This window comes from Bradyrhizobium sp. AUGA SZCCT0431, assembly GCF_018131065.1.
In the GTDB taxonomy this organism is placed as follows: domain Bacteria; phylum Pseudomonadota; class Alphaproteobacteria; order Rhizobiales; family Xanthobacteraceae; genus Bradyrhizobium.
This window is the reverse complement of the sequence record NZ_JAFCLR010000004.1, coordinates 252491-265568: the sequence shown is the minus strand read 5'-3', so window position 1 is coordinate 265568 and position 13078 is coordinate 252491. Positions and strand designations below refer to the sequence as shown.

The 13078-nt window shown below is 61.9% G+C and carries 12 protein-coding genes; 5 read left to right on the top strand and 7 right to left on the bottom strand.

Annotation, left to right across the window (positions count from 1 at the left end; translation table 11 throughout):
• Window positions 1–240: 240 nt before the first annotated feature.
• From JQ567_RS05710 to JQ567_RS05700, 3 genes are all read right to left on the bottom strand, one after another.
• Window positions 241–1413, bottom strand: coding sequence for a phosphotransferase family protein (locus JQ567_RS05710; RefSeq protein ID WP_212437881.1), 1173 nt, complete (start codon window positions 1411–1413; stop codon window positions 241–243).
• A 26-nt stretch (window positions 1414–1439) separates the two neighbouring features.
• Window positions 1440–2630, bottom strand: coding sequence for a CaiB/BaiF CoA-transferase family protein (locus JQ567_RS05705; protein ID WP_212437880.1), 1191 nt, complete (start codon window positions 2628–2630; stop codon window positions 1440–1442).
• Window positions 2631–2691: 61 nt separating this feature from the next.
• Complete coding sequence (locus JQ567_RS05700; protein ID WP_212437879.1) at window positions 2692–3990, bottom strand: enoyl-CoA hydratase-related protein; 1299 nt, start codon at window positions 3988–3990, stop codon at window positions 2692–2694.
• 249 nt (window positions 3991–4239) lie between these two features.
• Here JQ567_RS05700 and JQ567_RS05695 point away from each other — a divergent pair, with 249 nt between their 5' ends.
• From JQ567_RS05695 to JQ567_RS05675, 5 genes are all read left to right on the top strand, one after another.
• Window positions 4240–5412 (top strand): acyl-CoA dehydrogenase family protein, encoded by a 1173-nt coding sequence (locus JQ567_RS05695; RefSeq protein WP_212437878.1) that lies wholly within the window; start codon window positions 4240–4242, stop codon window positions 5410–5412.
• A 90-nt stretch (window positions 5413–5502) separates the two neighbouring features.
• On the top strand, window positions 5503–6261 hold the full coding sequence (locus tag JQ567_RS05690; RefSeq protein WP_212437877.1) for a glucose 1-dehydrogenase: 759 nt from the start codon (window positions 5503–5505) through the stop codon (window positions 6259–6261).
• 18 nt (window positions 6262–6279) lie between these two features.
• A complete protein-coding gene (locus tag JQ567_RS05685) occupies window positions 6280–7074 on the top strand; it encodes an enoyl-CoA hydratase-related protein (RefSeq protein ID WP_212437876.1) in 795 nt (264 codons plus the stop codon).
• A gap of 89 nt (window positions 7075–7163) precedes the next feature.
• A complete protein-coding gene (locus tag JQ567_RS05680) occupies window positions 7164–8093 on the top strand; it encodes a 3-keto-5-aminohexanoate cleavage protein (RefSeq protein ID WP_212437875.1) in 930 nt (309 codons plus the stop codon).
• Window positions 8094–8157: 64 nt separating this feature from the next.
• A complete protein-coding gene (locus JQ567_RS05675) occupies window positions 8158–9303 on the top strand; it encodes an acyl-CoA dehydrogenase family protein (protein WP_212437874.1) in 1146 nt (381 codons plus the stop codon).
• Between the two features lie 185 nt (window positions 9304–9488).
• On the opposite strand, the gene JQ567_RS05670 is transcribed toward JQ567_RS05675, so the two are convergent.
• The 4 genes from JQ567_RS05670 to JQ567_RS05655 all read right to left on the bottom strand — a co-directional run bounded on the left by JQ567_RS05670 (window position 9489) and on the right by JQ567_RS05655 (window position 12929).
• On the bottom strand, window positions 9489–10670 hold the full coding sequence (locus JQ567_RS05670; RefSeq protein ID WP_212437873.1) for an acyl-CoA dehydrogenase family protein: 1182 nt from the start codon (window positions 10668–10670) through the stop codon (window positions 9489–9491).
• Complete coding sequence (locus JQ567_RS05665) at window positions 10667–11542, bottom strand: CoA ester lyase (protein ID WP_212437872.1); 876 nt, start codon at window positions 11540–11542, stop codon at window positions 10667–10669. Before JQ567_RS05665 ends, JQ567_RS05670 begins: the two co-directional genes overlap by 4 nt.
• Complete coding sequence (locus JQ567_RS05660; protein WP_212437871.1) at window positions 11539–11991, bottom strand: MaoC family dehydratase; 453 nt, start codon at window positions 11989–11991, stop codon at window positions 11539–11541. The genes JQ567_RS05665 and JQ567_RS05660 overlap by 4 nt, the downstream gene beginning before the upstream one ends.
• Window positions 11992–12059: 68 nt before the next feature.
• Window positions 12060–12929 carry an SDR family oxidoreductase gene (locus JQ567_RS05655; RefSeq protein WP_212437870.1) on the bottom strand — a complete coding sequence of 290 codons (870 nt, stop codon included), beginning with the start codon at window positions 12927–12929 and terminating at the stop codon, window positions 12060–12062.
• Between the last annotated feature and the right edge of the window lie 149 nt (window positions 12930–13078).

The window sequence follows — 13078 nt, the reverse complement described above, 5'->3', positions numbered from 1 at the left end:
ATCGCGGGCGCGACGCCGAACTGCTTCTTTTCCCGCCCGTGCCGGCGGAGCCGGGTCTATGCCCGCTATTTAGTACACGTGTTTATCATATACTTCTATGTCCCGCAAACGCAAAACGCCGGCCGACCTGCGCTGCTCTGCCACACGTATGCCGTTACGCCGGGAGTTTGCTCGACGAACTAGTACACAAGCGCAACGATGCGGCGGATTTCGGCGCACAAAGCTGCAACCCAACGAAGATCAACTGTCGAGCGCATCCAGATCGGCCATCGCTGTCGTCATCCGCTCGATCATCGTCAGCGTCGTGGCCTCGGGTTGCATGTTCGGCAACAGCGGCGAGTGGCACAGCGTGATCGTCCACATTGCGAGCGCGTGCACGATCTGCTGCCGGTAGCGCTGGAAGCTGAGGTCGAAGTCCGGCTTGACGCCGGTCTTCTCCGCGAACCGATCGATATAGCGGGCCAGCAGTTCGCGCTCCCAGCTCCGGCGATCATCCGGCGTCAGCGACGCCGTCACGGCGTAGGCGAAGTCGCGAGACCAATGGCCGCGCGAAAGACATTGCCAGTCGCACAACCCCATTTGGCCCGAACCTGTCCGGTACCAGTTGCCGATGTGCACGTCGGAGTGAATGAGGCCCTGCGGCTCGCTGTCATGCAGTGCAAGTGCGCGCATCGTTGCCGGCCAGACATCGTCGCGGCGCGCCATGATTACAGCTGGAATGACGTGTGCGGCGGCGTCAAACGCTTTTCTTGTGTAATACTCGGTGCCCATTTTCGCCGCGCCAATAGTGAACCATCGGGGATAGCTGGCAAGCCAGCGGTAGCGTTCGGCCAGCGTCGGATCGCCGTAGAAGCGGCCGTGCAACGACGCCAAGAGATCGATCATGTCGTCGGCCATGGCACGCGTGACATATGTCTTGTGATTGCAGAACGTCGCTGACTTGGTTGCGACCAGATCTTCCAGCAGATGGATCGCCGCAAACGTTCGCCGATCATAGGCGGAATGATAGCAAAGCGGGGCTTCGATCTCGAGCTGGGGGCGGATCTGCGTAAAGAAACTGCCCTCCACGCGCGCGGTGCCGTTGAAGCCGCCGATCATGCGAGTGACGATGCTCGGCAGCGACTTGGTGAAGATCGAGACCGGCAAGCCGGCGCGGCGACCTTCCTCATTGTAGGACACTCTTAACTGATGCCGCTCGTGGGTGCCCGCACTCGCAGGCTTGACTTCAACGTCTGTGACAACGGCCCCCGGGACCTTGCCGCAGAGCACCGCCGTCAGCCATTCCGGCGTGACGGCGTAAGGCGTACAGGGCACGTCGTCGAACTGGCGCGCCTTTGGCCGCGCCAGACGCTCGTACGCGACACGTCCACTAATCTTCAGCGCGGCCAGGGCCGTATCTGTTGATTGTCCCATTTTTTAACTTCCCCTTTGCCGGCGCATCACCCGACGACGCGTGTTCGCCGCAATTCGCTGATGGTTTCCAATGACAAACCGATTTCGCCCAGGACATCGTCGGTGTGCTGTCCCAGCACCGGCGGCGGCCGGCCTGCGCGACGTTCCGCCCCGTTGATCAGGACCGGATGCCCGACGCCCTTCAGCCGGCCCGCGGTCTGGTGCTCGTAGTCGACAATGATGCCGCTCGCTTTGGTGTGCGGATGGTCAAGCAGCTGCGCGATCGAATTGATCGGCGCGCAGGGCACGCCGACGCCGGTCAGCACCTCGTTCCAGTGCGCGACGGAATTTTGCCGCAGCGCGGCCTGGACATGGCCGAGGGTTTCCTTGCGGTGCGCAACGCGGTCCGCATTGGTCTTGAATCTGATATCATCGACGATCGCGCTCAGTCCCGTCACCGCACAGAATTTGCGCCAGAGATTGTCGTTCGCGACCCCGATCATGATCGGGCCGTCGGCCGCCTCGAAGGCCTGATAGGGACAGAGCGATTCATGGCTCGAGCCGCATTTCGGCGGCTGAACGCCGCGCTCCCAGAAGGTCTGGAGGTTGTAACCGAGCAGGCCCAGTGCGGTTTCGAACAGCGAGACCTGGATCTCGCCGCCCTTCCCGGTTTTTTCCCGTGCATACAGCAGCGCCAGAATACCGCTGAAGGCATGCACGCCGGTCATCTGGTCGATCGGCGAGATCGGACTGCGGATATAGCCGCCGTCCTCGTCGCCGGTCATCGACATGACCCCGCAAAACGCCTGCAGGATCACGTCATAGCCGGGCGAGTTCTTCAGCGGCCCCGCGCGGCCAAACCCGGAGATGCTGCAATGGATCAGGCGGTCGTTCAGGGTACGAAGCGTTGCGGCGTCGATGCCGAGACGCTCGGCAACCCCGGTTCCAAAACTTTCGATGGCGACGTCGGCGGATTTTGCCAGCGCATGAACGATTTCGCGGCCTTTTTCCGATTTCATGTCGACGGCGATGCTGCGCTTGTTGCGGTTGGCGCTGAGAAAGACCGTACCAAGGCCCGGCGCCGGAAACGGCGGCCAGCCGCGTGTTTCGTCGCCCTGGCCGACGGTCTCCACCTTGATGATGTCAGCACCGAGATCACCGAGATATTGCGCACATAGCGGACCTGCCAGGACCTTCGACAGGTCGAGGACGCGGATGCCGGTCAGGGGTTTTGACACTGTCGTTCTCTCAATTGAGTTGCGCGAGGCGCGGTAGATGAAGTTTCGACGCCGGCATCAGTCAGGCGCCCGGCTGGGCGGACGAGAAGGCACCTGCCATGTAGGCGGGAAAGCCGTATTTCGTGACCAGCAGATAATCCGCCGCGCGGCGCTGATCCTCGGAGAAGGCGGCCCGCCATTGGTCTGCCACGGCGTACGCCCGCGTCAGCCGCTCGCGCAGCGCGCGCTTGCCGTCGGTGACTGGCTCCGCCTCCAGCCAGAACGCGGACTGCGCAATGACGCCATCGAATGCCGGCGCCTTTCCTGGCCCGTGAAAGCCGGCGCGGGCGAACGCATTTGCAAGCGTTGCATCTGCTCCGGCCTGCAGCGTCTCGGATACCGCCGCCACGGCCTGTTCGACGGGCGCCGGAATGCCCCCCGCCTTGCGAAGACGATCATGATCGAGCCGCCCGAGAAACAGCGTCCTGATCATGTTGCGCGGCTCGCGCCGCTGGATGAGCTTCGAGAATATCTGCATCTCGGTCCGGATCGCCGCATCAAAGGGTTGCGGCAGCCCTTGCGCGACGCAATCGAGAATGGCGAGCGGCGCCGGATAGTGCCCGAGCGTTTGCGCCAGAACACCCTCGCGTTTCCGCTCGACAATTGAAGCTGCATCATCGACATCCACCGGCCGCCAACCGGAACGGTCCCAAGGCTGCGACGCCGACGGATGCGACAGCACCCATCGTTCCGCCGCCGCCACCTCTTCGCCGGCAGGAACCAACTCATCGACCACCCCGGCGGCGACAGCGGCCTGCCCGGACAGCCGCGCGCCTTCCAGCAGGATCGGAAATGCCTTTTCGATTCCAGTCAGACGCGGCAGCCGTTGGGTGCCCCCGCCTCCCGGCAACAGCCCGACCAGTGACTCCGGCAATCCAAACGCGACCTTGGGATCGTCGACCATGACCCGGTGGTGGGTCGCCAGCGCCAGTTCACCGCCGCCGCCGAGCGCTAGGCCCGCGATTGCCGCCGCGACCGGCTTGCCCGCAGTTTCGATTCCACGCAGCGCCTGACTGAGACGGAAGAAATGCTCGAACGCCACGCGATCGCGCGTCTCGGCCGGCGCCGCCATGATCATGTCGTAGGCCAGTCCCAGTTCGGCGAGATCAGCGCCGGCACAGAATGCCGATGGCTTTCCTGAGCGGATCACCACGCCCTTGACGTCGCTGTCGCGGAGCCACCGGCTGAAAATGGCGAGTTCGGCGATCGCGGCGTTGGAGAACACATTCATCGGACGGCCGGGCATGTCGAAAACAAGATGCAGGACATCGTTTTCGCGGCGTTCGGCGCGGAATTGCTGCAACTTTCGCAGTTCGTCCATGGGCTTCCTCTCCGCCGTTGTTTTTTGCGCTATAGCATATCGTATATCTGTGTACTAGTTTAAACGGATGGTTTTGCCGCCGTGAAAACTCTACATCGGTTGCAGCGCTGATCTACCGGGAACGCTCGCGAAAGTCCTGACACTGACGTCATCGACCTCTGATGCAAAAAGCCCGTGGCGCCAGCTTGCCTTTTATCATCTCGGAACATATAGTACACTACCTAACTAAATTGATGTGGACGGATGTCGATGATCGAGCGCACCATTTTCCGCGAGGAACATCATATTTTCCGGGAATCGGTCCGGCGCTTCGTCGATCGCGAGATCGTGCCGTTTCATGCGCAGTGGGAAAAAGACGGCATCGTGCCACGGGAACTGTGGCTCAAGGCCGGCGCCGAGGGGCTGCTCTGCTGTACCGTTCCGGAAGAATATGGCGGCATGGGCCTCGACTATTTGTTCGACGTGGTCGTGTTCGAGGAATTATGGCGCTCCGGCGCGAGCGGACCGGGGTTTCTGATCCACACCGATCTCGTGGCAACCTATCTGCTTTCGTTCGGCACCGAGGCGCAAAAGCGGCAATGGCTGCCGAAGATGGTGTCGGGCGAAGCGATCGGCTCGCTCGGCATGACGGAACCGCATGCCGGCAGCGACCTCAAGGCGATCCGGACCCGCGCCGTGCGCGATGGCGATGACTTCGTCATCAATGGCCAGAAGGTCTTCATCTCGAATGGCCAGCTCTGCGATTTCGTGGTGCTGGCGACCAAGACCGACGGCAGCGCCGGCGCCAAGGGCGTGACGCTGTTCATCGTCGAGAGCAACCGGCCCGGCTTTCAGCGCGGACGAAACCTCGAAAAAATCGGGATGAAGGCCCAGGATACCTCCGAACTGTTCTTCGAGAACATCCGCATTCCCGCGACCAACATGCTCGGACAGGAGGGTAAGGGCTTCGCCCTGATGATGACGAAGCTGTCGCAGGAGCGGCTCGCCCAGGCGATCCGATCCGCCACCGTCACCGAAACCGTGATTGACTGGACCGTTGAATACACGTCGGACCGCAGCGTGTTCGGTCAAAAGCTCGCCAACTTCCAGAATACCCAGTTCAAGCTCGCCGATCTCAAGACCAAGGCAACGGTCGCCCGTGTCTTCACGGATCGATGCATCTCGCTGTTCATGGAAGGAAAGCTCGATCCCGTGGACGCCGCGATGGCCAAGATGTTCACCTCCGAACTTCACTGCGAAGCGGTCGATGAATGCCTGCAATTATTCGGCGGCTGGGGCTATATGACGGAGTACCCGATCGCGCGCGCCTATGTCGACGCCCGGATCGTCAAGATTGCGGGTGGATCGATCGAGATCATGAAAACCATCATTGCCCGCCAGATGTTCGCGCAATGTGGTTTTGCGCTCGCCAAGAGCGGCTAATCGCGATTGATTGCACACGGCCGGCGGACGCCAAGGGGTCCGCCGAGACAGAACAGACGACCAAAGCGTCGCAAACCAAGGGAGTGAGATTTGAGAGGCTTATCAGGCAAGGTAGCGATCGTTACCGGCGGCGGTCAGGGTATCGGCCGCGCCATCACCCTTCGGCTCGCCGAAGAAGGCTGCAAGGTCGCGATTTTCGACATCAACCCCGACGCCGGACACGAGTCGGCGAAACTGGCGCCGAAGTCGGCGATCACGACCTACACCGTCGACGTCGGTGACCGTGCCTCGGTCGATCGCGCGGTCGCGCAGGTCGAGGCCGAGATCGGCCCGATCTGGGTGCTCGTCAACAACGCCGGCTGGGACCGGCCGATGCCGTTCCTGAAGACCGACAAGGATCTCTGGGACAAGATCATCCGCATCAATCTCTACGGTCCCCTCAACACGCACCACGCCATCGCGCCGCTGATGGTGGAACATGGCGGCGGCCGCATCATCAATATCGCCTCCGATGCAGCCCGCGTCGGCACCAGCGACGAGGCGGTTTACTCGGCCTGCAAGGGCGGTCTGATCTCCTTCACCAAATCGATCGCCCGCGAACTCGCCCGCAAGAACGTGCTGCTGAACGCGGTGTGTCCGGGTCCGACCAACACGCCGATGATGGCGGCGGTGCTGGGCGAAGGCGAACAGGCGGTGAAGTGGAAGGACGCAATGGTTCGCGGCATTCCCCTAAAGCGCATGGGCGAGCCCGACGACTATGCCGGCATCATTGCCCTGCTGGCGTCGGACGACGGCAAATTCATCACCGGACAGGCCATCTCGGTCTCCGGCGGCATGAACATGATCTAGCAGATGTGAGGTTTAGCGATGATAGCAGATCCGACCAAATTCACCGATGTAATCTACGAAGTCCGCGATCGTGCCGCCTGGATCATCATCAACCGGCCCAAGGTCTATAACGCCTTTCGCGGCCAGACCCTCGAAGAACTGATTCAGGCGTTCCAGATTGCCGCCAACGACCGTAACGTTTCGAGCATCGTATTGACCGGCGCCGGCGACAAGGCCTTCTGCACCGGCGGCGATCAGTCCGCCCATGAGGGACAATATGACGGCCGCGGCGTCGTTGGCCTGCCGATCGACGAGCTGCAGGGCCTGATCCGCGACGTACCCAAACCCGTCATCGCGCGCGTCAACGGTTTTGCGATCGGCGGCGGCAATGTGCTGGCCACGCTGTGCGACCTGACGATTGCCGCCGATACCGCGCAGTTCGGGCAGGTCGGACCGAAAGTCGGCTCCGTCGACGCTGGTTGGGGCACCGCCTTGCTGGCCCGCCACGTCGGCGACAAGAAGGCGCGCGAGATCTGGTTCATCAACGACCGTTACACCGCCGAACAGGCGCGTGAAATGGGCCTGGTCAACAAGGTGGTTCCGGCCGCCGAACTCGATGCGGCTGTCAAGGACTGGACCGACAAGCTCACGCAGCGGTCACCGACCGCGATCGCGCTGGCGAAACGCTCCTTCAACGCCGACACCGACAACATTCGCGGCATCAGCAACCTGGCCCTTCACGCCGTGAAGCTGTTCTACGATACCGCGGAATCGAAGGAAGGCGTCGCCGCCTTCAACGAGAAGCGGCCGCCGGACTTCCACAAGTTCACTTAGCCATTTTGGCCATGACGCGTCGCTTCACTCGCGTTCGCTGATGCCCTCACCTCGCATCGGCTGAACGCGCATCGCAAGAGGAAAACACCGTGCCGGCACGTAAGGTCATCATTTCCTGCGCAATCACGGGATCGATCCATACGCCCTCGATGTCGCCTCACCTGCCGGTGACGGCCGCGGAGATCGCGGAATCCGCGCTGGGGGCGGCTGAGGCAGGCGCCGCGATCGTGCACCTTCACGCCCGCAATCCGATGGACGGCCGGCCGGACCAGTCACCGGAAGCCTTCGAGCCGTTTCTTCGTGTCATCAAGCAGCGATCCGACGTGGTGGTGAATCTGACGACCGGCGGCTCGCCCTATATGACCGTCGAAGAGCGGATCAAGCCCGCGGCGGTCTGGAAGCCGGAGGTCGCAAGCCTGAACATGGGCTCGATGAATTTCGGCCTGTTCCCGATGCTCAGGCGATACAAGCAGTTCAAGCACGACTGGGAGCCCGCGATGCTGGAAGGCTCCCATGACCTCGTCTTCCGCAATTCCTTCAAGGATATCCGTTACGCGCTGGAAACGCTCAACTCGACCGGCGCGCGCTATGAGTTCGAGTGTTACGACACCAGTCATCTCTACAATCTGCATTACTTCTGGACCGAGGGTCTGGTGAAAGCGCCGCTGTTCATCCAGACGGTCTTTGGTTTGCTCGGCGGCATCGGCGCGCATCAGGAAGACGTCATGCATATGAAGCGCACCGCCGATCGCCTGTTCGGCGACAATTATCGCTGGTCGGTGCTCGGCGCCGGGCGCGCACAAATGCCGGTCGCGGCGATTGCAGCGGCCATCGGCGGCAATGTGCGGGTCGGCCTGGAAGACAGCCTGTGGATCGGCGCCGGTCAGCTCGCGGCGTCAAACGCAGACCAGGTGACGCAGGTTCGAAAGATCATCGAAGGGCTGGGACTGGAGGTCGCGACGGCCGACGAGGCACGCGAGATCCTTGAGCTCAAGGGCGGCGACAAGGTCGCGTTCTGACACGCTTCATCGATCGGAATGATGCGGCGGCCGCATCGCTAGCAGCAATCAATGGGAGGCCCCGATGCTACCTCATCGCAGGGTTTACGACGAAGAACACAACCAGTTCAGGGAAACGGTGCGGCGCTTCGCGGCATCAAAGATCGCGCCGGATTTCGCGCGATGGGAAGAAGCCGGCATCATCGACAGGTCGCTCTGGGGCGCCGGCGGCGCGGCCGGCCTGCTCTGCCCGCAGGTCCCCGAAGAGTTCGGCGGCGCCGGCGGCGACTTCCGGCACAATGCGGTCGTGATCGAGGAATTGAGCTATTCCGGCTTCGCAGGCCCTGCCACCGACTTCTCCGTGCACAACGATGTCTGCTGCGGGTACCTGCTCAGTTACGGCACCCCCGAACAGAAGAAGAAATGGCTGCCGCGCATGGTGACGGGCGAAACCGTCTGCGCCATCGCGATGACCGAGCCCGGCACCGGCAGCGACCTGCAGGGCATCCGCACCCGCGCGTTACGCGATGGCGACGAGTTTGTGATCTCGGGCCAGAAGACCTTCATCTCGAACGGGCAGATGTGCGACCTCGTCATCGTCGTTGTCAGGACCAACCCGGAAGGTGGTTCACGTGGAATGAGTCTGGTTCTTGTCGAGACCGACCGTCCCGGCTTCCGCCACGGCCGCAACCTCGAAAAACTCGGACACCTCTCCTCCGATACGTCAGAACTGTTCTTCGACAACGTGCGCGTCCCGGTGACCAATTTATTGGGAGCGGAAGGTGGCGCGATGGGCGCGCTGATGAGCGAGCTGCCGCAGGAGCGTTTGACCATTGCGCTGCATTCGATCGCCGCCGCACAGAAGGCCTTCGATCTTGCCAAGGACTACGTGCAGCAGCGCAACGCCTTTGGATCGCCGATCGGCAGCTTCCAGAACACGCGGTTCAAACTGGCCGACCTGAAATCCGATCTTGCGGTGGGCTGGGCCTATGCCGACCAGTGCCTTCACGACCACATCAATCACGAATTGACGACCTACGCGGCGTCGACGGCAAAACTCTGGATCACCGAAATGCATGGCCGGCTTGTCGACCAATGCCTGCAATTCTTCGGCGGTTACGGCTTTATGCGCGAGTATGAAATTTGCCGCCTCTATGCCGACGCGCGCGTCTTGCGAATTTACGGCGGCACATCGGAAATCATGCGTGAGCTGATTTCACGCAATCTGTGAGCCAGCCGTTCTATTGGAACGTCGTCATGCCCGGCCTTGTGCCGGGCATCCACGTCTTGGCTTCCATTAGGTAAGAAAGACGTGGATGGCCGGGTCAAGCCCGGCCATGACGAAAATGTTGAACGCTCTTTCGGTCAGACTCTCAGGATGAAGTCCTAAACCCTCATGGTGAGGCCAAGCAATCCTCAATAGCTCTTCGGCAATTCCAGCACCTTCTCGGCAATAAAACTGAGGATCAACTGTTCGGTGATCGGGGCCAGCCGCGTGATCGAGACTTCGCGGAACAGGCGCTCGACGTGATACTCCTTGGCGTATCCAAAGCCGCCATGGGTCATGATCGCCTGCCACGCCGCGTCGTGGCCGGCGCGCGCGCCGAGGAATTTGGCGGCGTTGGCTTCGGCGCCACAGGGTCTGTCGTGATCGTAGAGCCAGGCGGCGCGCATCGCCATCTGCCAGGCTGATTCCAGATACATCCAGTTTTCCGCCAGCGGATGCTGGATGCCCTGGTTCTGGCCGATCGGCCGGTCGAACACCACGCGCTCCCTCGCGTATTTTGCTGCCCGGCGTAGCGCGTCCTGGCCGATCCCGATCGCTTCGACCGCAATCAGGATGCGCTCGGGGTTGAGGCTGTGCAGGATGTAGGAAAAGCCCTTGCCCTCCTCGCCGATCCGGTCGGCTTCCGGAATGAATAGGCCGTCGATGAAGATGGCGTTGGAATCGACCGACTTGCGGCCCATTTTTGGAATGCGATGAACGTCGATCTTGGACCGGTCGAGGTCGGTGTAGAAGATCGTGATGCCGTCGGTCGGCCGCGCGCAATCCTCATATTTGGTCGTCCGCGTCAGCAGCATGATCTTGTTCGCGACCTGCGCGGTCGAGGTCCAGACCTTCTGGCCTTGCACGAGATAGCCACCGGGGACCTTTTGCGCAAAAGTCTTGATCCGGGTCGTGTTCAGCCCGGCATCCGGCTCGGTAAAGCCGAAGCAGCACTGATCTTCGCCGGCAACCAGCCGCGGTACCCAGCGCGCCTTCTGCTCCGGCGTGCCCTTGACGACGATCGGATGCGGCCCGAACAAATTGATGTGCACCGCCGAGGTCGCCGACATGCCGCCGCCATGGCTGGCGACTTCATGCATCATGATCGCGGCCTCGGTCACGCCGAGGCCGGCGCCGCCATATTCTTCCGGCATGGTGATCCCGAGCCAGCCGGCGTCGGCCATCGCGCGATGAAACTCGAACGGAAACTTGCCGTCCTCGTCGCGCGCCAGCCAGTAGTCGTCGCCGAAGCGGGTGACGACTGAGCGCACGCCCTCGCGAATGGCCGCCTGATCGTCTCCCGGCTCGAACTCGTTGGCCAATGCACTCATGTGACGTCCTCCCCGGCCGAGGCGAGCGCGCGCTTGGCCGCGATCAGATGCGGCATGTCGTACATCTTGCCGTCGATGCCGAGCGTTCCCGCATCAGGCTGCGCCGCGAAGGCCGCCACCACGCGGCGCGCATGCGCCAGATCGGCCTCCGACGGCGTGAAGCATTGATTGATCGTCGCGACCTGAACGGGGTGAATGGCGATCTTGCCGACAAAGCCGTCGCGGCGTGCGATCCGGCAGCTTTCCGCCAATCCCTCCTGATCTTTAAAATCCCCATAGAGCGTATCGAGCGCCATGACCCCCGCGGCGCCCGCCGCAAACAGGCATTGCGCCCGCGCTACCTGATAGGGAAACGTCCAGCTTCCGTCGGCCTCCTTGTTGGAGAGTGCGCCAAGCGCCGCGCCCAGATCCTCGGCGCCCCATGTCATGGCGACGAGGCGCCGGCTCGGTGTTGCGTAGCTTGCAAAGCCGATCATCGCAGCCGGCGTCTCGGTCGCAACCACCAGTAACTTCACATGACCCGGCGTGACGCCGGTGGCGACCTCGAGCACGTCGACATAATTCGAAATCAGTTCGATATCCTGCATGCCGTTGACCTTCGGGATCAGGATGCCGTCGAGGCCGGGACGGACAATCGCCGCGAGGTCTTCGAGCGTCAGCCCGCTGCCGAGCGGATTGATGCGCACCAGAAACGCCCAGTCGCGCGGCGGGCCGGCAAGCAGGTTTTTCACCATCTCGCGCGCCAGCGTCTTGCGCGGCGGCGCCACGGCATCTTCGAGATCGAGGATCAGTGCGTCGGCGCCGATGCCGGATGCCTTTGCGAATTTATGTTCGCTGTCTCCGGGCACGAACAGAAGGGAGCGCAATCTCATGCGGGACGCCTCATCATCAGGCCTATGCGGCGGCAATAGGCGATTTCCTCATTGTGCTGGTTGAAGCCGCGATGTTCGAACGTGACGATACCCTGGGTCGGGCGCGACTTGCTCTCGCGCACCGCCAGGATTTTGGTTTCCGCTCTGATCGTATCACCGGCAAAGACCGGGCGCGGAAATTTCGTGTCTTCCATCCCGAGATTTCCGACCGTCGTGCCCAGGGTGGTGTCCTGCACCGACAGGCCGATGACCAGGCCGAGGGTGAAGATCGAATTCATCAGCGGTTTGCCGAATTCGGTCGATTTGGCGTACTCGTGATCGATGTGCACCGCCGCCGGATTATAGGTCAGCGACGAGAACAGGATGTTGTCCATGTCGGTGACCGTTCGCCTGATCTCGTGGACGAAGGTTTGCCCGACAGAAAATTGTTGGAAATAGAGTCCCGCCATCTCGTTTCCTCGCCTTTTTGTATTCGTACGTACGCGTACGATCTCTTATTGACGCTGCCCAACAGGCGTCATGGCGCTTTCTTCAACGCCTCCGGAAGCCTCGAGCGATGAAAGCCCTCAAAGGGCGCACTGCGGTTATGCGGCTCGAGCTTCCACGTAGTGCGCGCATTCGGTGTGCCCCCGTCAACCCGGATGCAGGAACCCGTGACGTAAGCGGCAGCCGGCGACAACAGATACACGATCGCCGCCGAGATTTCGGCCTCGGTGCCGAACCGCTGCAGCGGCACACCGGCCGTGAAATCGTGCAGCTTCTTCTGCATTTCCGGCGAGTAGGTATCGAACCCGCTGGACACGATACCACCGGGGGCGACCGCATTGACGCGCACACCCGAGGAAGACCATTCGCACGCCGCGGTTTCGGTCAGCGTCAGCATTCCACCGCGCGCCGCACCGGAATGGGCGAACTCGGGCCAGCCATGCCAGATGTCGGCGATGATATTTACGATGGCCCCGCCATTGGCCTCCATCCAGCGGTTGTAGACCTCGCGCATGAAAATGAATCCGCCGGTCAGATTGCTGCGCACCACCGCTTCAAAGCCTTTGGTCGAGATGGTCTTCATTGGCGCGCGGTACTGGCCGCCGGCGTTGTTGACGAGTCCATCGATACGACCATAGGTACCGAGCACGGCGTCGATCGCCGCGATCACCATCGTCTCGTCGCGGATGTCGCAAACCTGGGTCAGCACCTGTCCGCCGTCCTCTTCAATCTCCGCCCTCACCTCCGCCAGTTTCTCGGCAGTCCGGCCGAGGATCGCGACATTGGCGCCGAGAGCCACCAGTTCGTGTGCGGTGCAACGACCGATACCGCTGCCGCCGCCGGTGATGATGATAGTCTTGCCTCTGAACAGATCCGGCCTGAAAATCGATTGATACGGCATCGTGTTCTCCGAAGGGATGGCACGGCAGGCGGCCGGCTGCCGTGTCGCCAAAAATTAGTACACTATATTATGATATGGTGTATTCTGTTTCGCAAGCGCTTTGCTGAGCGCCTGGACAAGGCCGAAGACGAATTGGAACAATCGGCCGC